This is a genomic window from Flavobacteriaceae bacterium GSB9 (assembly GCA_022749295.1).
Classification (GTDB): domain Bacteria; phylum Bacteroidota; class Bacteroidia; order Flavobacteriales; family Flavobacteriaceae; genus Flavisericum.
Map to the genome: position 1 here is coordinate 2,632,794 of CP062007.1, position 23,861 is coordinate 2,656,654.

13 protein-coding genes are annotated in these 23,861 nt (G+C 38.1%); 12 read left to right on the plus strand and 1 reads right to left on the minus strand.

Going from position 1 to position 23,861, the window contains the following annotated elements; genetic code table 11:
- The first annotated feature begins 24 nt into the window (after window positions 1-24).
- The 4 genes from GSB9_02319 (at window position 25) to queG (ending at window position 5,083) form a co-directional block, all read left to right on the plus strand.
- Window positions 25-1,098, plus strand: a complete 1,074-nt coding sequence (locus GSB9_02319) for a cytochrome c oxidase subunit II (GenBank protein UKM65748.1) — start codon at window positions 25-27, stop codon at window positions 1,096-1,098.
- Between the two features lie 26 nt (window positions 1,099-1,124).
- Window positions 1,125-2,915 (plus strand): cbb3-type cytochrome c oxidase subunit I, encoded by a 1,791-nt coding sequence (locus tag GSB9_02320; GenBank protein ID UKM65749.1) that lies wholly within the window; start codon window positions 1,125-1,127, stop codon window positions 2,913-2,915.
- 176 nt (window positions 2,916-3,091) lie between these two features.
- Window positions 3,092-4,114, plus strand: a complete 1,023-nt coding sequence (ruvB, locus tag GSB9_02321) for a Holliday junction branch migration DNA helicase RuvB (protein UKM65750.1) — start codon at window positions 3,092-3,094, stop codon at window positions 4,112-4,114.
- A 42-nt stretch (window positions 4,115-4,156) separates the two neighbouring features.
- Complete coding sequence (gene queG / locus GSB9_02322) at window positions 4,157-5,083, plus strand: tRNA epoxyqueuosine(34) reductase QueG (protein ID UKM65751.1); 927 nt, start codon at window positions 4,157-4,159, stop codon at window positions 5,081-5,083.
- On the opposite strand, the gene GSB9_02323 is transcribed toward queG, so the two are convergent.
- Window positions 5,080-6,120, minus strand: coding sequence for a LacI family transcriptional regulator (locus GSB9_02323; GenBank protein UKM65752.1), 1,041 nt, complete (start codon window positions 6,118-6,120; stop codon window positions 5,080-5,082). The two genes, queG and GSB9_02323, sit on opposite strands and share 4 nt — an antisense overlap.
- A 232-nt stretch (window positions 6,121-6,352) precedes the next feature.
- Here GSB9_02323 and GSB9_02324 point away from each other — a divergent pair, with 232 nt between their 5' ends.
- The 8 genes from GSB9_02324 to sprA all read left to right on the plus strand — a co-directional run bounded on the left by GSB9_02324 (window position 6,353) and on the right by sprA (window position 23,791).
- Window positions 6,353-8,977: a TonB-dependent receptor gene (locus GSB9_02324; protein UKM65753.1), complete on the plus strand. Its 2,625-nt coding sequence runs from the start codon at window positions 6,353-6,355 to the stop codon at window positions 8,975-8,977.
- 89 nt (window positions 8,978-9,066) lie between these two features.
- Complete coding sequence (locus GSB9_02325) at window positions 9,067-9,438, plus strand: glutaredoxin family protein (GenBank protein ID UKM65754.2); 372 nt, start codon at window positions 9,067-9,069, stop codon at window positions 9,436-9,438.
- A 4-nt stretch (window positions 9,439-9,442) separates the two neighbouring features.
- Window positions 9,443-10,795, plus strand: coding sequence for an MFS transporter (locus GSB9_02326; protein UKM65755.1), 1,353 nt, complete (start codon window positions 9,443-9,445; stop codon window positions 10,793-10,795).
- Between the two features lie 14 nt (window positions 10,796-10,809).
- The gene (locus tag GSB9_02327; protein UKM65756.1) at window positions 10,810-11,748 is read left to right on the plus strand and encodes a carbohydrate kinase; all 939 of its coding nucleotides are present in this window, start codon (window positions 10,810-10,812) and stop codon (window positions 11,746-11,748) included.
- On the plus strand, window positions 11,745-13,328 hold the full coding sequence (gene gtfA, locus GSB9_02328; protein ID UKM65757.1) for a sucrose phosphorylase: 1,584 nt from the start codon (window positions 11,745-11,747) through the stop codon (window positions 13,326-13,328). The genes GSB9_02327 and gtfA overlap by 4 nt, the downstream gene beginning before the upstream one ends.
- Window positions 13,329-13,520: 192 nt before the next feature.
- Window positions 13,521-15,821 (plus strand): NADP-dependent malic enzyme, encoded by a 2,301-nt coding sequence (locus GSB9_02329; protein UKM65758.1) that lies wholly within the window; start codon window positions 13,521-13,523, stop codon window positions 15,819-15,821.
- A gap of 51 nt (window positions 15,822-15,872) precedes the next feature.
- Window positions 15,873-16,454, plus strand: a complete 582-nt coding sequence (ruvA, locus tag GSB9_02330) for a Holliday junction branch migration protein RuvA (protein UKM65759.1) — start codon at window positions 15,873-15,875, stop codon at window positions 16,452-16,454.
- 5 nt (window positions 16,455-16,459) lie between these two features.
- The gene (sprA, locus tag GSB9_02331; GenBank protein UKM65760.1) at window positions 16,460-23,791 is read left to right on the plus strand and encodes a cell surface protein SprA; all 7,332 of its coding nucleotides are present in this window, start codon (window positions 16,460-16,462) and stop codon (window positions 23,789-23,791) included.
- Window positions 23,792-23,861: the final 70 nt, after the last annotated feature.

Here is a 23,861-nt window from a genome sequence, read left to right on the forward strand (position 1 = left end):
AATAAATAAAGACGAACGATACCAATGACTGCTTTATTAACAATTATAGTTTTAGTATTTATTTTAGTTGCCATTTGGCAAATGGTAAAGATTTTCGATTTGGCGCAAGCCAGAAATGAGAACCTTACCTCTGGTGTTGCTACCGACAAAGACAATAGAATTAATGGATATTTAATGATGGGCTTTTTGGCTTTCATCTATATCATCACCATTGTTTGTTTTGTTAAATGGGGCGATTTACCATTATTATCCAATTCAGCTTCAGAGCACGGCCCAACCATAGACAATTTAATGATTGTTTCGTTGGTTATTATTTTCTTTGTTCAAACCATTACACAGTTTTTACTGCATTACTTTGCTTTTAAATACAAAGGCGAAAAAGGTAAAAAGGCCTTGTTCTTTGCCGATAACAATAAACTTGAAGCCATTTGGACGATTATACCTGTAATAGTTTTAGCCGGTTTAATTATTTACGGTTTAAGCACATGGGTTAATATTATGGGAGTTGATGAAACAGACGATCCTATGGTGGTAGAATTGTATGCGCAACAGTTTAACTGGAAAGCTAGGTATGGTGGTGAAGACAATACTTTAGGTAAAGCAAACGTGCGTTTAATTGATATTGACCGTGCCAATATTTTAGGTTTGGATGAAGCCGATCCTAACGCTCAAGATGATGTTATTACGACCGAATTGCATTTACCAGTTGGAAAACCTGTATTATTTAAAATGCGTTCGCAAGATGTTTTGCACTCAGCCTATATGCCTCACTTTAGAGCTCAGATGAACTGTGTGCCAGGTATGATTACACAATTTGGATTTACACCAACGGTAACCACAGCCGATATGCGCCAAACACCAGAAATAGTAGAAAAAGTTCAAAACATTAATAATATTAGAGTTGAAAAAAGTAAAGAATTGATAGCCAAAGGCGAAGATGCCTTAGAGCGCTATGACTTTGATTACCTTTTACTATGTAACAAAATCTGTGGAAAATCACACTATAACATGCAAATGAAGATAATAGTGGAAACGCAAGAAGAATTTGATGCTTGGATGAAAGAACAAAAGGAATTTAAGAACTCTCTAGTTAATTAATAAAAAAAGAAAAACGAAATAAGATTATGTCAGCACACGCAGATACTCACGCTCACGACGACCACGGACATCATCATAAAGAAACGTTTGTAACTAAATATATATTTAGCCAAGACCATAAGATGATAGCCAAACAGTACCTTATTACAGGTACGATAATGGGCGTTATAGGTGTTTTAATGTCTATGATGTTCCGTATGCAAATTGCATGGCCAGAAGAGCCAAACGTATTGTTTGAAGCTCTACTGGGAAAATGGGCGCCAGATGGTGTTATGGATGCCGATATATATTTGGCATTGGTTACCATTCATGGTACCATAATGGTGTTCTTTGTGCTTACAGCTGGCTTAAGTGGTACATTTAGTAATTTACTCATTCCACTGCAAATTGGTGCCCGCGATATGGCATCAGGCTTTTTGAACATGGTATCGTACTGGTTATTCTTTTTATCGAGTGTAATCATGGTTATTTCATTGTTTGTTGAAGCAGGACCAGCAGCGGCAGGTTGGACCATTTATCCCCCGTTAAGTGCATTGCCAATGGCTCAAGGTGGTTCGGGTATGGGTATGACCTTGTGGTTAGTAGCCATGGCTATCTTTATAGCCTCTTCATTACTAGGTTCGTTAAACTACATTGTTACCGTGCTTAATTTGCGTACCAAAGGAATGTCTATGACAAGACTCCCTCTAACAATCTGGGCATTTTTCATTACAGCGGTTATCGGTGTAATCTCATTCCCAGTACTATTATCTGCCGCACTATTATTAATCATGGATAGAAGTTTTGGAACATCATTCTTCTTATCGGATATATTTATTCAAGGTGAAGTATTACATTATCAAGGCGGTTCGCCTGTACTTTTTGAACACTTGTTCTGGTTCTTAGGGCATCCTGAAGTATACATTGTAATCTTACCAGCCATGGGACTGGTTTCTGAAATTATGGCTTCTAATTCACGTAAACCTATTTTTGGTTATCGTGCGATGATTGCCTCAATTTTAGCTATTGCTTTCCTTTCAACTATTGTATGGGGACACCACATGTTTGTTTCGGGAATGAACCCATTCTTAGGATCTGTGTTTACCTTCACAACGTTATTAATTGCAATTCCATCGGCGGTAAAAGCCTTTAACTGGATTACTACCATTTGGAAAGGAAACTTGCAAATGAATCCTGCCATGTTATTCTCCATTGGTTTTGTGTCAACATTTATTACCGGAGGGTTAACAGGTATTATATTAGGTGATTCTGCGTTAGATATTAACGTTCACGATACGTATTTTGTTGTGGCGCACTTCCACTTAGTAATGGGTATATCGGCATTGTATGGTATGTTTGCCGGTATTTATCACTGGTATCCTAAAATGTTTGGACGTATGTTAAACAAAAACTTGGGTTACATCCACTTCTGGATTACTGCCGTATGTGCTTATGGTGTGTTCTTCCCTATGCATTTTATTGGAATGGCGGGTCTACCACGTCGTTATTACACGAACAGTAACTTCCCTTTATTTGATGATTTAGCGAACGTAAATGTGGTAATAACCGTATTTGCGTTAGTAGGAGGTGTTGTGCAAATTGTTTATTTGTACAATTTCTTTGCAAGCATTTTCTATGGTAAAAAAGCACCACAAAACCCTTGGAAATCTACAACTTTAGAATGGACAACGCCTGTTGAACATATGCACGGGAACTGGCCAGGTGAAATACCACACGTACACCGTTGGGCTTACGATTACAGCAAACCAGGTCATGACGTCGACTTTGTGCCTCAAAATATCCCGTTAAAAGACGGCGAAGAGGAGTTGCATCATTAGTTTACAGAATGTTCTAAAAATAAATTTAAAGCCTTTCCATTTTGGATAGGCTTTTTTGTTACAGATCAAGAAGATTAATTGCTCTTATTCTGCTACAAAAATTAAGTGATAAACTTTAGATTCATTGAGATGTTATCTCACCATTGTAAAGAGCTTTTTGATTATATTTGTTTAGTATGAACGAAAACCTTGATCCAACAAACAATAATTTTTCTCCAGAGGAAATCGATGTAGAGAAAAAATTAAGACCCTTGTCTTTTGAAGATTTTACAGGTCAAAATCAGGTATTGGAAAACCTACAGATTTTTGTTCAGGCTGCAAATTTACGTACCGAAGCACTCGATCACACATTGTTTCACGGTCCTCCTGGCCTTGGGAAAACAACTTTAGCACATATTTTAGCCAATGAGCTCGATGTAGGTATAAAAGTTACCTCAGGGCCTGTATTAGATAAACCTGGCGATTTGGCGGGCTTGTTAACTAACTTAGAAGAGCGTGATGTGCTTTTTATTGATGAAATACATCGATTAAGCCCTATTGTTGAAGAGTATCTCTACTCGGCTATGGAGGATTACAAAATTGATATTATGATCGAAACGGGACCCAATGCCCGTACGGTTCAAATAAATCTTAATCCGTTTACTTTGGTTGGTGCTACAACGCGATCGGGGCTATTAACTTCGCCCATGCGCGCGCGTTTCGGAATTCAAAGTAGGCTTCAGTATTACAACACAGAGTTGCTCACTACTATTATTCAAAGAAGTGCAGGGATTTTAAACGTTCCTATTACCATGGAAGCTGCAGTTGAAATAGCCGGCAGAAGTCGAGGTACACCTCGAATTGCCAATGCATTATTGCGCCGTGTTCGTGATTTTGCCCAGATAAAGGGTAATGGAAGTATTGATATAAAAATATCAAAATTCGCACTGGAAGCCCTAAATGTTGATGCCCATGGCCTGGATGAAATGGACAATAAAATCCTGACAACCATTATTGAAAAATTTAAAGGTGGCCCTGTTGGTATTACGACTATTGCCACAGCCGTTAGTGAGAGTCCAGAAACTATTGAAGAGGTTTATGAGCCTTTTTTAATCCAGCAAGGTTTCATTATGCGAACCCCACGTGGCCGTGAAGTGACTGAGCAAGCTTACAAACATCTTGGAAAAATAAAAGGGCCTACGCAAGGTGGATTGTTTTAACACTTTGTGTCATTCTGAACTTGTTTCAGAATCGCATCATACATGAATCAAAAATCTAAACATACCCAACTCATCAAATCCGAAGCTAAACGTCTCGGTTTTTTGTCCTGTGGTGTCAGCAAAGCCCAATTTTTAGAAGACGAAGCCCCACGTTTGGAAAAATGGCTAAACAATAACATGAACGGCAAAATGCAGTACATGGAAAACCATTTTGATAAACGATTAGACCCTACAAAACTGGTAGAAGGCTCTAAAAGTGTGGTGTCGCTATTATTGAATTACTTTCCATCTGAAAGGCAAAATTCTGAAAGTTATAAACTCTCAAAATATGCTTATGGTACCGATTACCATTTTGTTATTAAAGATAAATTGAAATCACTCTTGCAGTTTATTCAAGATGAAATTGGTGAAGTCAGTGGTCGTGCTTTTGTTGATTCTGCACCGGTTTTAGATAAAGCTTGGGCGGCCAAAAGTGGTTTGGGCTGGATAGGTAAACACAGTAACTTGTTAACTCAGCAAGTCGGTTCGTTTTATTTTATTGCCGAACTCATTATTGATTTGGAATTGGAATATGACAACCCAACAACAGACCATTGCGGAACTTGTACAGCCTGTATTGATGCTTGTCCAACGGAAGCTATCTTAGAGCCATATGTTGTTGACGGGAGTAAGTGTATTTCCTATCTTACCATTGAGTTAAAAGATAATATCCCTACAGAATTTAAAGGAAAAATGGACGATTGGATGTTTGGCTGCGATATATGTCAAGATGTGTGCCCTTGGAACCGCTTTTCAAAACCTCATAGCGAACCATTATTCAACCCGCATTCCGAGTTATTGGGCATGAGTAAAAAGGACTGGGAAGAAATAACCGAAGATACTTTTAGTAAAGTTTTTAAAAAATCGGCTGTAAAGCGAACCAAATATGCAGGATTAAAGCGAAATATTGAATTTTTAAGGGATTATTAGATGGTTTCTTTTTTAGTAGAATTTCTTTTTATCAAAGCTGTTTCTAATTTTATAACCTCATGTTCGATAGTTTTATTTTTTTTAACGGCTTTAATCTCTTTGTATAATTGTTTAAATGCAATCTTACCCATTTGGTATCCCGGTTGGTCTATAGTGGTCAGGGAAGGAGAAATAACCGAAGACATAAACCAATTGCTAAACCCAACAATACTTATTTCGTCGGGTATTTTGATACCTTGTTTATTAAATTCAGTTATCGCACCAATGGCTACTAAATCGGTGTTGATAAAAATCCCATCAACATCATCGTGTTCTTTCAATAGCCTTTTTGCATTGTTTTGTCCCTCTTCAAAACTCATGTCGCCACACTCGCATAAATATACTAAAGAGGGGTCGAAAACCATATTGTTGTCTTCTAAAGCTTTTTTATAACCCAAAAACCTATCGATTGAATTTTGTGGCAGAAGTGAACCCCTAAAATGTGCAATTCGTTTGCAGCCAGTATTTATTAGATGCTGGGTAGCCATATAAGCAGCCTTTCTATCATCTATAATAACTTTAGAGCATTTTACAACTTTGGCTATTTTATCAAACATAACCAAAGGCTTTTCCTGGGCTATAATATCATTTAAATGACTAAAATTAGAAGTTTCATTGGCTAAGGAAATTAAAATGCCATCTACCCGTTGGCTCATCAATAAATCAATTTGTTGCTTTTCTAATTCGTACGATTCGTTTGACTGTAAAATAATAACCAGATATCCCTTTTTTTTAGCTTGAGAAACAATGCCTTTTATAACGTTCGAAAAAAAGTGATGAACTACCTCGGGAATAATCAAACCAATTATCATTGATTTTTTGGTCCTTAAATTAACCGCAAAAATATTGGGTTTGTAGTTGAGTTCTTTAGCAGTTTTCCTTACAAGTTTTTTTGTTTTTTTGCTAATGTCTGGATAGTCTTTAAGAGCTTTCGATACAGCAGTTACTGAAATACCCAATTTTTCCGCAATTTGTTTTAGGGTTACCGCTTCTTTCATCTAATAGAATTTTGTTATAGCTTATTTTTCAGTTGTCCGTTTTTTTGGAGTGTTGGGAATGGTATCCCGATCATTAGTTATGGTAAATATAAAAGTTAATTTTTATAATTACTAAAACGATTTAGTTTAAACTAAATCGTTTTAGTTTGGTTAATTGATAAAAAACATACATTTCAAGTGTAGATTTGTTAAAAATAGACCAATTAAATTTTGAATAACTAAAAAAGACAAAATGAACACATTAAAGAACAAAGGGATTTTATTGATTGTAATGCTCCTTTCGGTAGGAAGTGTAATGGCACAATCAATATCAGGAAACGTAAAAGACGAAGCTGGGGTGCCGTTGCCTGGTGTTAACGTTATTTTAGAAGGAACCTCCAAGGGTTCGGTGACAGATTTTGATGGAAATTATTCTATCAATAATGTTGAAAATGGAACATATACATTGGTCGCTTCATTTTTGGGTTATGCTAAGTTTTCACAAAGTGTAACTGTTAGTGGAGCAGATGTTTTGGTTAACCTTACTATGAAGGAAGATACCCAATCGCTAGACCAAGTTGTGATAACGGGTGTAGTAAATCCAAAATCAAAAATCGAATCGAGTGTATCGGTTTCAACAATGGACGTAAAACTGATTGAGCAGGCTGCTCCGCGTAGTTCGGGTGAGCTTTTTAGAAACATTCCGGGTATTCGTGCCGAATCATCGGGTGGTGAAGGTAATGCCAACTTTAATGTACGTGGTGTGCCTATTTCTTCGGGCGGTTCTAGATATTTTCAAATTCAAGAGGATGGTTTGCCTTTAAATTTATTTGGAGATACCTCTTTTGGTAATGCCGATAACTTTTTAAGAATCGATTCTAATATTGGTAGAGTTGAAGCTATTAGAGGTGGTTCGGCCTCAACACAAACTTCAAATGGACCTGCTGGTATCATCAACATGATTAGCAAAACAGGTTCAACTGAGGGCGGTTCTGTGGGTACAACGTTTGGATTGGATTACCAAACTAGCCGATTGGATTTTGAATATGGTACGCCTTTAGAAAACGGCTTTTCCTATCACATGGGCGGATTTATCAGAACAGGTAAAGGCCCTCGTGAAATTGGCTACCAAGGTAACAAAGGTGGGCAATTTAAAGCTAACCTTACCAAAAGATTTGATAATGGCTATGTGCGTGTTTATACAAAATTACTCAACGACAGGTCTGTAATGTATTTGCCTATGCCTATGTTGCTAAAAGGTAACAATGACGACCCTACTTTCGATAACTTACCAGGTTTCGACATTACTTCAGATGCGGTACATTCAGCCTATTTACAACAAAGTGCGGGAACATCGCCCTTCAGTGGAGAAAACCATGTAAACGATGTTAGAAATGGAAACAATCCCATATCAAAAGCTTTGGGAGCGGAGTTCTCTTTTAGCTTGCCAAAAGATTGGAAAGTTACTGGTAAAGCAAGATATTCAAACAATAGCGGAGAGTGGGTGTCTCCGTTTACTGCGGCTGTTGGATCTGTTTCTGAAATTGAAACTACAGCCAGAGATGCTGTAAATGCTACTGGTTCTTTAGTATATTCAGATGGCGATAGAGAAGATTTCAATCCTTCAAACGGTTTGGCACAAATTATACACATGTTCGATGTAACGGTTGATGATTTAAGTAATTTCTTTGGAGATGTTAAAGTGTCGAAGAAAATAAGTGACAATGTTGGGTTTACTGCTGGTTTGTTTACGGCAACCCAAAATACTAAAATTGGATGGCAATGGAGTTCGTTTATTTCTGAGGTAAAAGGTGACGGACAAGCAAGATTGGCAGATTTCGATGGATTCTCAAGAAATGGCCAGTATTCTTACGGAACTCCGGTTTGGGGTAATTGCTGCCAACGTAAATACAACACGGTTCACAATGTAAATTCACCATATGTTGGTATTGATGCCGATATTACTGAAAAATTAAACTTTGATGGTAGTGTCCGTTTTGAAAATGTTCGTGTAAACGGAAACATTCAGGCTGGGCCAACAAGCCAAGGTAATTATGATTACGATGGAAATGGTACTATTGAAGGTATTGAAGAAAGCGTACCAGTAATTATTGGTAATGCCGGACAAATTATTGACGATAAATACAACTTTGTATCGTATTCTGCTGGTCTTAATTACAAATTAAATGAAGGTTCGGCTGTGTTTGCAAGATATAGTTCTGGTGCTTCAGGTAGAGCGGCCGATAGAAATAACTACGGAACAGATGGTAAAGCCGATGTGCAATACGATGAGGTATCTCAACTTGAAGTTGGTTTCAAGAAAAGATTGAACAACGGGGTACTTAACCTTACTGGATTTATGAGTAATACAGATGAAGGTTTAAGTAATGAGTTGAATCGTTCGGTAGGAAACCCATTTAAAGCACTTGGTTTAGAGGCCGAAACGGCATTAGCTTTTGGAGAAAACTTAACATTTAATGGTTCTTTTACTTGGACCAAAGCTGAAATTGACGGTGGAGAAAACAAAGGAAATACGCCAAGAAGACAGGCCGATTTGGTTTACAACTTATCGCCATCTTATAACTTCGGTGAAAATAAGCAGCACGGTTTCGCATTAAGCGTTTTGGGCACCACGAAATCTTATGCTCAAGATGATAATGATTTAGTTATGCCGGCATATGCCTACTTTAACTTAATAGGTAGAGCGGGGCTAACCAAAGGGTTGTCATTAGTACTAAGTGTTAATAACCTATTCGATACCGTTGGGATTACAGAAGTTGAAGGTAATGGTGATGGTGCTTTTGGCAACAACCGATTGGTTAGAGCAAGGTCTATTAGTGGTCGCTCATCAACTGTTTCATTACAGTATAAATTTTAACAGGGTATTTAGTTTGATTTTTTTGTTGATTAAGGAACTGGTGGTATTTTGGTAAGTTCCACCGGTTTCTTTTAATCCCAGTTTATATTATGAAGTCAATAATTGTTTCAATATTGTTTTTTTCTCTAGCAATAAATTTATGCTTTGGGCAAGATCATAAGGTAGGTTTAAAAAATCAACCTACTAAAGAAGAGTTGAAAAAACTAATTGTTTATGGTAGCGATACCTGTCATTATTGTCTGGACACCAAAACCTATCTTAAAAATAACAATCTTGAATTTGTTTATTTTGATGTTGATTTGGATATAAGTAAACAAAACGAAATGATATCTAAACTAAAAAAAGCAGGCATTCCGCTTGATGCAATATCACTGCCCATTGTAGATTTAGGAGGAAAGTTAGTTATGAATAATATTGCCGATTTTGAGGGCTTTTTAAAACAACTGAACATAAAAGACTAAAACCATGAAAATAAATAAACCAAAACTGACTTTCTGGCAAATCTTTAACATGAATGTAGGTTTTTTAGGCATTCAGTATAGTTTTGGTTTGCAGCAAACGGCTGTTAATCCCATTTTTTCATTTCTTGGCGCAGAGCACGATCAATTGCCTTTGCTTAATTTGGCCGGCCCAGTTACTGGATTGATTATTCAGCCTATCATTGGGGCTATTTCAGATAAAACCTGGTCTCCAAGATGGGGAAGACGAAAGCCTTTCTTTTTAATAGGCGCCTTAATTGGTAGTTTGTGTTTGTTTGCTTTTCCATTTAGTCCAGCATTATGGTTTGCCGTGGGACTCTTGTGGATACTCGATGTGGGAAACAACATGGCCATGGAGCCCTACCGAGCGTTTGTAGGCGATAAGTTGCCTAATGAACAGCTTAGTTTTGGTTATCAAATGCAGAGTTTGTTTGTAGGAGCAGGAATTGTTTTGGCCAATGCTTCAATATTTATTTTTCAGGATTGGTTTGGTGGTGTGGAAGAAGTTACAGAAAATGTAAAATCCATCCCGAAATGGCTGTATTATTCCTTTTTTATAGGGGCTGTTTTGTCTATTTCAACAATTCTTTGGTCGGTATTAAAAACGCCGGAAATTCCGCCTAATGATGAAGAATTAGAAGAAATTAAAAAGCACAAAACTTTACCGATTACCGAAAGAATAAAAACACCGTTTTTGGAAATTGTAAGTGCCATAAAAGACATGCCTAAGTTTATGTGGAAGCTCTCAGCGGTTTATTTGTTTCAGTGGTATGCCTTGTTTGTGTATTGGCAGTTTATTGCTCCAATGTTTAAGGAAAGTATGGGCTTCGATAGTTCTCAAGCATTAGCACAAGCGGCAAAGATGAATACTACATACAATATTTCTACCATAGTTTTTGCTTTGGCTTTGGTGCCATTAGCTTTAAAATTTGGTGGCAAAAAAGTGTACGTTTTTAGTTTGTTTATAACTGGGTTTGCCATGCTTTGCATCCCTTACATAAACGATCCTTTATTGGTGATTTTACCCATGATACTATTCGGGATTGGTTGGGCAGCAATGATGGGTATCCCTTACTCTATGGTTTCTAAAATTGTACCACAAGAAAGACGGGGTGTTTATATGGGCATTTTAAATATGATGATAGTAATTCCTATGGGAATACAAACATTAACTTTTGGTCCGATAGTTAAAAATTTATTGAGTAATAGTGCTATTAATGCTATCCTTTTCGGAGGGGTGTTTTTCTTAATAGCTGGTGTTTTGGCACTCAGACTGAAGGAGCCTAAAATGAATAAAGAGGAAGATAATGAGGGTGTTTTTAACGTTAGTGCACATTAATACAAGAATTAAAAATGATTCAAAATAATAAAGAGATAGATATTTTATGTGTGGGTGAGGTCTTGGTCGATTTTATCGGCCATCAATCAGGAGTTTTAATTAACGAAACGCGCGATTATCATAGGTATTTGGGGGGCTCGCCAACAAACGTAGCAATGAACTCTGCTAGATTGGGTTTAAAATCGGCATTGGTGGCCACGGTAGGTAAAGATGGTTTTAGCGAGTATGTGTTTAAAAGGCTGGAAGAAGTTGGTGTAAACACCAATTATATCAATAAGATAGAAAACAATGCCACCAGCGTTATTTTCGTGTCGAGGTCTGAAGGCACTCCAGATTTTATTCCTTATAGGGAAGCCGATTATCAGATTGATGAAAATCAAATAACAACAGAAACTTTAAAGAAAACTAAGGTTTTCCATACTACTTGTTTTGCATTGAGCCGAAAGCCAGCACGAGAAACAATTCTAAAAAAAGCAGAGGAAGCCTTCAATTTAGGTTGTACCCTTAGTATTGATCTTAATTATGCTAGAAAGCTTTGGGGTAGTCAAGATGAAGCTTTAAAGGTGATAAAGGCCTATTGTAAGTTTAACCCTTTAGTGAAAATAAGTGAAGATGATATGCTTCGGTTTTTTAAAAGAGAGCTTCCTCACGAAGAAATATTCCATTTTTTTCATAATCAAGGCGTCGATGCCGTTTGTTTAACCTTAGGGAGCAAAGGCGTAAAATTATCGCAAAAAGGAAAAAAAGTGATAGAAAAACCAGCTGTAAAAATAGAGAAGGTTATGGATGCTACTGGTGCGGGCGATGCTTTTTGGTCTGGTTTTTTGTTTGCTTATATTAATAAAAAGTCTGTTGAGGAATGTCTAGAAGTGGCTTTGAAACTGGCAGCACTCAAACTTCAAAATGTAGGACGGTTGCCAGACAACATCAATATTTTATCAAAACTATTATGAAAGAGGAACAAACTATAATGTCAAGTGGGGTAATGCTTAATGCTTACCCCGACAGTATCGGTGAAAACCTAAGCGATTTAGTTGCTATGCTAAAAAAGCCTGAGTTTAAGGATGTATTTTCGCTTTTTTACATTTTGCCTACTTTTTTCAACAGTGATTTAGATCGAGGTTTTTCAATTATAGATTACAATTTGAATAAAACATTGGTTTCAGAAGACAATTTACGGGCTTTGGAGAAACTTAATATTAAATTGAAATTCGACATTGTTCTCAATCATTTGTCGGTAGCTTCGCCTCAGTTTAAAGATTTGTTGAAGAACGGTGAACAATCAAAATACAAAGATTTCTTCATCAATTGGAATACCTTTTGGGAAGGTAATGGTGAAAAAAATGAAGATGGAGTGGTGGTGCCCAAAAAAGAATTTTTGGATAAATTATTTATGCGAAAAGCAGGATTGCCCATTTTAAAAGTCCCTTTCCCTGATGGTACAGAAAAGCCATATTGGAATACGTTTTACCAAAAAGTAACGGTAGATAAAACCACTAAAGAAAAAACGTTTTTGGGGCAAATGGATGTTAATGCCAAATCCGATTTGGTTTGGCAGTTTTACGAAGAAACTCTGACTAAATTAAAACAGTATGGTTGCGAAATTTTGCGATTGGATGCTTTTGCCTATCTGCATAAAGAAGTTGGAGAAACCAATTTTTTCAATAAACCGGGCACTTGGCAGTATTTAGAACGCATAAAACAAATTGCCGATAAACACAATTTGGTTCTTCTGCCAGAAATACATGCCGAATATGGAGTAAAGCTACACGAAGAAGTTGCTGCTGAGGGTTACCCCATTTATGATTTCTTTCTTCCAGGTTTAATGATTCATACTTTAGAGACAGGCAATAACAAAGCCTTGTTTAAGTGGATAAATGAGATAGACACCAAAGGCTACAAAACAGTAAATATGTTGGGGTGCCATGATGGTATCCCAGTATTAGACTTAAAAGGGAAAACGGTAGGTGGCAATTACCACAAGGGTTTGTTGAATGATGATGAAATAGAAGCCATTATGAATAAGGTAATGGAACGTGGCGGCCGGGTTAAAAATCTTTATGGGCCCTCAGGAAAAAAAATATCGTACTACCAAGTCAATGCTACCTTTTTCAGTGCCTTGGGTGAAGACATTAAGAAAATGTTGCTCGCTAGAGCAATTCAGATGTTTATGCCAGGTATTCCCCAAGTATGGTATCTAGATGTTTTTGCTGGAAAAAATGATTATGAAGCAGCCGATAATGCTGGTAGCGGTGGTCATAAAGAAATTAATAGAACCACCTTAACTTTTCAAGATGTTGAAAGAAGTTTAAAAAAGGATGTTGTGCGCCACCAATTGGAAATTATTAGGTTAAGAAATACCTCTAAAGCATTTATGGGTAATATGAGTTTTAAAGATACTTCGGAAAACGAAATCGATATCACTTGGGAAAACAAAGGTGATCGAGCTCAATTAAAAGCAAATCTAAAATCATTCAGTTTTCAAATTAACTATACAGATTCAGGTGTGGAAAACCAGATTTTACACCATTAGGTTTTTTGGTTCATGAAAAGTGCTTCGGGCAATTAAAAAAATGGAGTGCCATGCACATAAAGGTTAACTGGTTCACTTATTCTGGTCGATATAGCGAATGGGTTAAAAATATGTGCTCAAAAAACTAAAAGTTTAAGCTCTTCATTCAACAGGTTTATTATCTTTGTTGGTTTAGTTAATTAACCTTAAATTATGAGCGAAGAAAGCAAACGTAGGGAAGCCCTTATATACCACGCCAAGCCCGTTCCGGGGAAAATCAAAGTAGTTCCAACAAAAAAATATGCTACCCAAAGAGATTTGTCGTTAGCCTATTCACCAGGTGTTGCACAACCTTGTTTAGAAATTGAAAAGGATAAAAATAATGCCTATAAATATACGGCCAAAGGTAATTTGGTTGCTGTAATATCAAATGGAACAGCAGTTTTAGGTTTGGGGAATATAGGTCCGGAAGCCTCAAAGCCCGTTATGGAAGGTAAAGGGTTACTTTTTAAAATCTTTGCCGATATTGATGTTTTTGATATAGAGGTTGATACCGAAAATGTAGATGAATTTATAGAGACGGTAAAAAACATTGCGCCAACCTTTGGAGGCATAAACTTAGAAGATATTAAAGCGCCAGGTGCTTTTGAAATCGAGCGTCGACTTAAAGAAGAACTCGATATTCCGGTGATGCACGACGATCAACATGGTACGGCCATCATTTCTGCGGCCGCATTGCTTAATGCATTGGAATTAACGAATAAAAAAATTGAAAAGGTTAAAATCGTAATCAGTGGTGCTGGAGCGGCAGCGATCTCCTGTTCACGGTTATACCAAGCCTTTGGTGCCAAGCGTGAAAATATGGTAATGCTCGACAGTAAAGGCGTTATTCGTGATGATCGTGAAAGCCTTTCAGATGAAAAGGCCGAATTTGCTACCCATAGAAAAATAGATACCCTTGAGGAGGCTATGGTCGATTCCGATGTTTTTATAGGATTGTCAATGGCCGATGTATTGTCTCCAGAGATGCTAAAATCTATGGCGAACGACCCTATCGTTTTCGCTATGGCAAACCCAAATCCGGAGATAAAATACGATTTGGCTACGGCAACACGTAAAGATGTTATTATGGCAACGGGCCGTAGTGACCATCCTAATCAAGTAAACAATGTATTAGGGTTTCCGTTTATCTTCAGGGGCGCATTAGATGTGCGTGCTACAAAAATTAATGAAGAAATGAAAATGGCTGCGGTCGAGGCTTTAGCAAATTTAGCTAAAGAACCCGTGCCAGAGCAGGTAAACATTGCTTATGGTGAAACCCGCTTGGCTTTTGGTAAAGATTATATTATTCCTAAACCTTTCGACCCACGTTTAATTGCCGAAGTACCGCCAGCCGTTGCAAAAGCTGCTATGGATAGTGGCGTGGCCAAATCGCCAATTACAGATTGGGAAGATTATAAAGAAACTTTAAGAGAGCGCTTAGGTTCAGACAATAAATTAGTGAGGCTATTGTTGAATCGTGCAAAGCTAAACCCTAAACGTGTGGTTTTTGCTGAGGCCGATCAACTCTCTGTAATCAAAGCGGCTCAAATAGTTTATGAAGAAGGTGCAGCTATTCCAATTCTATTGGGTAGAATAGAGACCATTAAAAGCTTAATGAAGGAAATTGAATTTGAAGCAGACGATGTTGAAATTATCGACCCAAAAACTGATGAAGAAAACGACCGAAAAAATAAATATGCCAAAGTATATTGGGAACAACGCAAGAGGCGTGGTGTAACCTACTATTCGGCGCAAAGGTTGATGCGTGAACGTAATTATTTTGCAGCCATGATGGTTAATGAGGGTGATGCCGATGCACTAATTTCAGGCTATTCCAGAAATTATCCTAGTGTTGTAAAACCTATGCTCGAGTTAATCGGGATGGCCGATGGCGTTAACCGTGTGGCAACAACCAACGTAATGATGACCAAACGAGGTCCGCTGTTTTTAAGCGACACTTCTATCAATATCGATCCAGATGCTAAGGTGTTGACCAAGATTGCCCAAATGACCTCACAGGTGGTTAAAATGTTTGGAATGACGCCAGTAATGGCCATGATTTCATATTCAAACTTTGGGTCTTCAATTAACGAAAAGGCTTCAAAAGTACGTGATGCTGTGGCCAACCTTCACCGTTATTATCCTGATATGATTGTTGATGGAGAGTTGCAAACCGATTTTGCTCTGAATGACGAGATGCTAAAAGAGCGTTTCCCATTTTCTAAATTAGTTGGTAAAAAAGTAAACACACTTATTTTTCCAAATCTTGATTCGGCAAATATCACCTACAAGCTGTTAAAAACACTAAATGAAGCCGAATCGATTGGTCCAATCATGATGGGCATGCGAAAACCCGTGCATATTCTCCAGTTGGGAGCCAGTGTTGATGAAATTGTAAACATGACGGCCATTGCGGTTATTGATGCCCAACACAAAGAGCAACTGGAAAAGGAAAAGGCAAATGCGGAGTAATTCGATTGAAAATAAATTTATTACATTTGGTCGGTTAACGAAATGCTGTAGATGATAACACATATTCAAGGGAAACTTACTGAAAAAAATCCAACGCATGTGGTTATTGATTGTAATGGAGTGGGATATATGCTTCATGTGTCGTTGCACACGTTTTCACAAATTCCAGATGCCGAAAATCTAAAACTTTTTACACACCTTCAAGTTAAGGAAGACTCGCATACGCTTTATGGGTTTTCATCACTTGCCGAACGCGAAATCTTCAGGTTATTAATATCTGTTAGTGGCATTGGCGCCAGTACAGCACGTACCATGCTATCGTCTTTAACACCAAAACAGGTTAGGGAAGGTATAGCAAACGAAGATGTGGTACTTATACAGTCCATTAAGGGTATTGGGGCAAAAACGGCACAGCGTGTTATTATTGACTTAAAGGATAAAATTTTAAAGATTTACGATATAGATGAAGTTTCCGTTTCAAAAGACAATACCAACAAAGATGAAGCGTTATCTGCTTTAGAAGTGCTTGGTTTTGCTAAAAAACAAGCCGAACGTGCAGTGGATAAAATTGTGGCTGCCCAGCCCGATGCCAACGTTGAAACTATTATAAAACAAGCTTTAAAAAATTTGTAATCATTTTGAACAGAACTAACCTGAAACCTTATAAACACTATACTTTATTTGCTTGTGTTTTATGTTTTTCCATCTGGTCTTGGGGGCAAGAGCCAGTGCAAGATTCTGTGCAAACGGGATATAATGTTGGAACATTAAAAGTACCAGACCCCAACAGTATAGAGTCTAAATACACATACGATCCTGTAACCGACAGGTATATCTATACCGAAAAAGTAGGCGAATTCAATATCAATTACCCTATAATTTTAACCCCCGATGAGTATTATGCCTTAGTGGCGCGAGAAAGTTTAAAAGGCTATTACAAAGAAAAAATTGATGCTTTTGATGGAAAAAAAGAAGGTTCAGAAGAAGAACGCAAAAATTTACTGCCCGAGTTTTATGTGAAATCTGATTTTTTTGAAACTATTTTTGGAAGCAATGTAATTGAAGTAGTGCCTCAAGGTTCGGTGGAGATGGACTTAGGTATTCTGTTTTCTAAACAGGATAATCCGTCGTTTTCCCCACGAAACAGAAACAACTTTACTTTCGATTTCGACCAACGTATTAGTTTAAGCTTAATGGGTAAAGTGGGTACGCGCCTTCAGGTAACTGCCAATTACGATACGCAATCCACCTTCGATTTTCAAAATTTAATCAAGTTGGAATATACGCCAACGGAAGATGATATCATCCAAAAAATAGAAGTTGGTAACGTAAGCATGCCACTAAACAGTTCGCTAATTACCGGAGCGCAAAGTTTATTTGGTGTAAAAGCGCAACTTCAATTTGGTAAAACGACCGTTACGGGTGTGTTTTCTGAACAAAAATCGCAAGGAAATACAGTAGTGGCTCAGGGCGGCGGAACCCTTGAAGAATTTGAGTTGTTCGCAAGAGATTATGATGAAAACCGGCACTTCTTCTTAGCGCAGTATTTTAGAGATACTTACGACGCTTCATTGGCGAACTACCCGTTTATAAACAACAGAGGGTTGCAAATTACCCGAATTGAAGTTTGGGTAACCAACCGAAGTAACCGCACAGAAAATGTAAGGAATATTGTAGCGCTTCAAGATTTAGGAGAGATAGGTTACAATCAGGCAGACCCAGAAAACGACGATATATTGCTCGACCCAATTCCAAGCGGTTTTATAAACAGCGCAGGGCCGTTTCCAGATAATGGTAATAACGACCTTAATCCTAAGGCCATTGGTTCGGGGTCTATTTTAACAGAACAAATACGAGATATCTCAACGGCAGGGCAAGGTTTTGGAAGCCTCAACTCACAGGTTAATGAAGGGTCTGATTATGCAAAACTTGAGAATGCCAGAAAACTAAACCAAGGTCAAGAGTATACTGTAAACACAGAGTTAGGTTATATTTCATTAAACCAACGCTTAAATAACGACGAGGTGCTGGCAGTAGCTTTCCAATATACCGTTGGCGGTAAGGTGTATCAAGTAGGAGAATTTGCCAATGATGGTGTTGATGCTACCGATGTCGAAACCAACGAGCAAGGACAGGTTACCTCTGTGGTAAATACCAGTTTGGTCTTAAAAATGCTGAAAAGTAGCATTACAAATGTAGGCCAACCTATTTGGGATTTGATGATGAAAAACATCTACGACACAGGGGCCTATAATTTAAGTCAGGAAGACTTTACACTTAATATTTTTTATAATGAAGCGTCGCCATTGAACTTTGTGAGCCCTATTCCTGAAGCAGGAGAAACACCAGAACAAGCTGATTTTGAATTAGATATCAATGGGAATCTCGTTGACGAGAATACAAAAGAAGACGATAAAATTCAAAACTCGCCACTTTTAAGAGTGTTCAATTTGGATAAATTGAATTTTAATAACGACCCACAAACCCGTGGCGATGGTTTCTTCGATTTTGTTCCGGGCATTACCGTGATTCCGCAAAACGGAAAAATTGTGTTTACCAGTGCTGAACCCTTTGGGAAATATCTTCACAATATTTTAGGTGACGGAAATTATGATGATGAAAGCTCCTACAACTTAGACCAACAGAAATACGTTTTTAGAACACTGTATAACAGTACCAAAACGGCTGCTTTAGAAGAAGCGGAAAAGAATAAATTTAAAATAAAAGGACGTTACAAATCAACGGGTGGTGATGGTATTCCTATTGGGTCGTTTAATGTGCCGCGAGGTTCGGTACGTGTTACGGCTGGTGGACGTGTGTTGGTTGAAGGTGTAGATTATACGGTAAATTATCAATTAGGCCGCGTACAGATTTTAGACGAAGCCCTAAAAGCATCAAACACACCAATTAAGGTTTCAACAGAGAATAATGCGGTTTTCGGTCAGCAAACACGCCGTTTTACTGGTTTTAATGTAGAGCATAAGTTCAACGAAAACTTTGTATTGGGCGGAACCTTGTTAAACCTTAACGAACGCCCCATTACGCAAAAGGCAAATTACGGTTCAGAGTCCATTAATAATACCATTTTTGGCTTTAACGGAAACTACGCTACCAAAGTGCCTTTTTTAACACGTTTGGCTAATAAATTACCAAATATAGATACCGATGTAGAATCGAACGTATCACTTCGTGGCGAATTTGCCTATTTAGCTCCCGGAGCGCCAAAAGGTACCGATTTAAATGGCGAGGCCACCTCATATATTGATGATTTTGAAGGCTCGCAAAACGGTATCGATTTAACCTCGCAGCAATCGTGGTTTTTATCGAGTAGGCCTATCGACCTTAATGGCGACGGGAATCCCGACCCAGAGGATACCGAAATTATTGATAATGGATTTAACCGAGCCATGTTAAACTGGTATGTTATCGATCCTATTTTTTACACCAGCAGGCGTCCGGATGGCGTCACAGATGATGACCTTTCAGATTTGTATACCAGTCGCGTATTCATTAACGAATTGTTTCCCGATAGAGATATTGTTCAAGGACAGAATTCGGTACTTTATACCTTAGATTTAGCCTATTATCCTGACGAAAGGGGGCCTTATAATTTTGATCCAGATGCGGCTGACGGTACAATTGACAATCCGCGTGACGCTTGGGCGGGAATCACGCGCCAAATCACATCAACCGATTTTGAGCAACAAAATGTAGAGTATATCGATTTTTGGCTACAAGATCCGTTTCAAGGCAATCCTAACAACCCGGGTGGTAAATTGGTGTTTAACCTTGGTAATATTTCAGAAGATATTATTCGAGATGGTAAAAAACTATACGAAAACGGTTTGCCAGAAGATGGCAACGTAGACTTACTGCAAAAAACTACATGGGGAACGGTTACACCTCAAAACCAAAGTTTGGTTTATGCTTTCGATACCACAGGGCAAGAGCGTACCAACCAAGATGTAGGTTATGATGGTTATAGCGACAGTCAGGAGGCGCCACTATCGGAAGATCCGGTTTTAGAGTCGATTTATAGTAATTTTAGGAACTTAGAAGACCCGTCAAACGATAATTATACTTATTTTTTAAATACCGATGGCGATATTTTTGAACGGTATAAACGATTTAACGGTGTAGATGGTAACACGCCAGATACCTTTTCAAATACAAATCGTGGTGCCAATACACAACCAGATGTAGAGGATATTAATCGTGATAACACCATGAACACGATTGATAGCTATTATGAGTATGAGTTAGACTTAGCTCCAGAAAATTTGCCAAAAACACAAGAGGAATTCAAAAATCTTCCGGATTCAAACCCGTTAAAACAATTTTTAAGGGATTTCAAGGACCCTTCGCGTAATTTTCCAAATGGTGATTCTGAAGAGAATGTGCGTTGGTACCAGTTTAGAATTCCTGTGCAAGGTGCCCATGCCAAAGCAGTTGGAGGAATTACCGATTTAAGGTCGGTACGTTTCGCCAGGATTTATATGAAAGAATTTGAAGAGCCAACCGTGTTCCGTTTTGGTACACTCGATTTAGTACGTAGCGATTGGCGTCGTTTTACCCAAGCTTTAGATAAAGACGATCCTGAGCCCAGCGATCCACTAACCGATTTTTCAGTAGGCGTTATCGGTACTATCGAAAACGAGGGGAGTTATGAATCACCTCCAGGGATTAGACCAGAAGAGTTGTTTAACAACAATACGGTGGTACGCCAAAATGAACAATCATTGGTGGAAAAAGTATGTAACTTGGAAGTTGATGATGCCAGAGCGGCATTTAAAAACATTGACTTAGATATGCGTCAGTACAAACGCATTAGAATGTTCATGCATGCCGACGATGGTAACGACTCTGGTACTGGCAATTTAAATGATGGCGATTTGGTTGGTTTCATAAGAATGGGTAACGATTTAACCGAAAACTACTATCAAATAGAAGTACCTCTAGTATTAACGAGTTCAACTAATAATGAAGTTTGGCCTACCGAAAACGAAATCAATCTACCGATTGACATTCTAGGAAAAGTAAAAGCCGAAGGTATTTCGAGAGCGACTTTGGCCAATGTAGATCCCACGTTTTATGATGTTGTAAATGGCGAGCTGGTTTTAGCTGAGAATCCATTTGATGGACATGTTATTGGTCAGCACCGCGTGGGAATAAAAGGAAACCCTAGTTTCGGTGATATTAGAACCTTGATGGTTGGTATTAAAAATGTATCGGGTGATAATAATACCTGTGCCGAAGTATGGTTTAACGAGCTACGCCTTTCCGATTTGGATAACGAAGGCGGTTGGGCCGCTGTGGTAAGCATGGATGGTAACATTGCCGATTTTGCCAACGTAAGCGCCACTGCAAGACAAAGTACTTCTGGTTTTGGAGGTTTAGAGCAAGGCCCTAGCCAACGTAGTTTGGAGGATGTAAAGCAGTACGATGTGGTTACCAATATTAACGTAGGGCAATTGCTACCTAAAAAATGGGGCGTTCAGCTTCCGTTTAATTACGGGCAAAGTGAAGAACTCATTACCCCAAAATACGACCAGTTTTATAAAGATTTAACTTTGGATTCGCGTTTGGATGCCGCCAACGACGAAGCGGAGCGTGAACGTATTAAAAACCAATCGGAAGATTATACCAAACGCCAAAGCATCAATTTTATTGGAGTTAGAAAAAACAGAACAACCGATAAAAAACCGCGTTTTTACGATGTGGAAAACGTTACGCTTAATTACTCATACAACAAAGTGCAGCACCGTGATTTCGAGATTGAAAACTCGGTAAACAAAACCTTGCGGGTTGGTGCCAATTATGCCCATAACTTCAATCCGGTTAAAGTTGAGCCGTTTAAAAATAACGATTCGCTTTTCAGAAATAAATATTGGAAAATTATTAAGGATTTCAACGTTAATTTAATGCCGTCCAGTTTTACGGTAAATACCGATATCAACAGGCAATTCAATAGACAAAAATTTAGAGAGGTTGATTTAACGGGCGATAATATTGGTATTGAAGAGCTTTTTAGAAGAAATTACACTTTCGATTTTCAATATACCCTTAATTACAACTTAACCGATGCGTTGCAGTTTAACTTTACGGCTGCGAATAATAATATTGTTCGGAATTATTTCAAGGATAACGATTTAATCCGAGGTGAACAGGATGAACGCCTAGATGTTTGGGACGGCCTCTTGGATGTGGGAGACCCCAACAGGCAAACACAAAATTTAGGTGTTACCTACCAGTTGCCTATCAATAAAATACCAACCTTTAGCTTTATTGATGCTACGTACCAATATACTGGAAGTTTCCAATGGCAAAAAGGTTCCGATTTATTTGGCAATGTAGAGTTAGATGGCCAAACTTATGATTTGGGTAATGCCATCCAAAATTCAAATGTACATAACATCAATGCCTCTTTGGACATGACCCGTTTTTACAAATACATAGGGTTGGTAAAAAAACCGGTTAGAACGGTAAGGCGAAGATCAGGAACGCCAGGCGGTCCTTCGGGGGCAAACGATGATGATAAGAAGCCTAATAGGCCGAAAAACAAATCGATGACCAAAATATTAAATGCGGGTGTCGATATTTTAACCACTATTAAAAGAATACAGGCCACTTACTCAGAAAATAATGGTATGTTCTTGCCAGGTTATACGAGAACACCGGGCTTTATTGGTACCCTAAAACCCACGGTTGGCTTTACTTTTGGTAGTCAAAGCGATGTGCGTTATTTGGCTGCGCGTCGCGGTTGGTTAACGGCATTTCCAGAGTTTAACCAACAATTTACAGCTACAAATACTAAGCAATTGGATTTGTCGGCGAGTCTTCAGCCTGTTAATGACTTGCAGATAGACCTTATTGGAAACCGCGCTTATTATGAAAATTACGCCGAAAACTTTAATGTACAGAATGGCGTCTATAACTCGTTAACTCCAAATACGTTTGGGAATTTTAATATTTCAACCGTGCTCATTAAAACAGCATTTAGCAAAAGTGACGAAAAACAGTCTGCTGCTTTCGATGAGTTTAGGTCGAACAGATTAAAGGTTGCTGAGCGCTTAGCAGAAGAATTTTATGGTACATCAAGCTATGAAAGAAATGCCGAAGATGGTTTCCCGTTAGGTTTCGGTAAAAACAGCCAAAAAGTACTATTGCCAGCATTTTTGGCGGCTTATTCAGGGCAAGACGCCAATAAAGTGAAAACGTCAGCATTTAGAGATGTACCCATACCAAACTGGGATTTAAAATATACTGGCTTTATGAAGTTTGACTGGTTTAAAAAGAATTTTAAACGATTCTCTTTAACGCACGGTTACCGCTCTACCTACACAATTAATCAGTTTTCTACTAACCTGAATTTAAACAAGGATCCAGCTGATAACGAACAGCCTGTTCCGGCAACGCCATATTCTGGACAGCCGCAAGAAGCTTTAGATCAATCGGGTAATTTTAAAAATGCTCGTTTGTTCAGCAACATCAACTTAACCGAGATGTTTAGTCCGCTGGTACGCTTGGATTTCGAAATGAAAAATTCGGTTAAAATTCTAGCTGAAATAAAAAAAGACAGACTTCTATCTTTAAGTTTTGACAACAATTTAATGACAGAGGCTTTAGGTAACGAATACGTAGTAGGTTTGGGCTACCGAATTAAAGATTTACGTATCCGTTCTAAGCTCGCAGGTCCACGGCGCCGTATTGTGAGCGATTTAAATATGAAAGCCGATATTTCGGTACGAGACAATAAAACCATAATTAGGTATCTCGATTTGGAAAACAACCAAATTACTTCGGGCCAAACCATTTGGGGGCTAAAATATTCAGCCGATTATGCTTTCAGTAAAAACCTAACTGGCATCTTTTATTTTGATTACACGTTTTCAGACTATGCTATTTCAACGGCATTTCCGCAAACAACCATTCGCTCAGGGTTAACACTAAGGTATAATTTCGGTAATTAACAGGCTTTATATTTGAATTTTAGAAGCTAATAGATACATTTGCTGAAATAAAATTTAATATAAAAATAAT

Bases quoted from the DNA above. Each gene is read 5' to 3' on its own strand.
- GSB9_02323 (UKM65752.1), bottom strand. From the start codon at position 6,120: ATGAAAGAAGCGGTAACCCTAAAACAAATTGCGGAAAAATTGGGTATT.
- GSB9_02320 (UKM65749.1), top strand. From the start codon at position 1,125: ATGTCAGCACACGCAGATACTCACGCTCACGACGACCACGGACATCAT.
- GSB9_02325 (UKM65754.2), top strand. From the start codon at position 9,067: ATGAAGTCAATAATTGTTTCAATATTGTTTTTTTCTCTAGCAATAAAT.
- queG (UKM65751.1), top strand. From the start codon at position 4,157: ATGAATCAAAAATCTAAACATACCCAACTCATCAAATCCGAAGCTAAA.
- gtfA (UKM65757.1), top strand. From the start codon at position 11,745: ATGAAAGAGGAACAAACTATAATGTCAAGTGGGGTAATGCTTAATGCT.
- GSB9_02327 (UKM65756.1), top strand. From the start codon at position 10,810: ATGATTCAAAATAATAAAGAGATAGATATTTTATGTGTGGGTGAGGTC.
- GSB9_02319 (UKM65748.1), top strand. From the start codon at position 25: ATGACTGCTTTATTAACAATTATAGTTTTAGTATTTATTTTAGTTGCC.
- ruvB (UKM65750.1), top strand. From the start codon at position 3,092: ATGAACGAAAACCTTGATCCAACAAACAATAATTTTTCTCCAGAGGAA.
- GSB9_02329 (UKM65758.1), top strand. From the start codon at position 13,521: ATGAGCGAAGAAAGCAAACGTAGGGAAGCCCTTATATACCACGCCAAG.
- ruvA (UKM65759.1), top strand. From the start codon at position 15,873: ATGATAACACATATTCAAGGGAAACTTACTGAAAAAAATCCAACGCAT.
- GSB9_02324 (UKM65753.1), top strand. From the start codon at position 6,353: ATGAACACATTAAAGAACAAAGGGATTTTATTGATTGTAATGCTCCTT.
- GSB9_02326 (UKM65755.1), top strand. From the start codon at position 9,443: ATGAAAATAAATAAACCAAAACTGACTTTCTGGCAAATCTTTAACATG.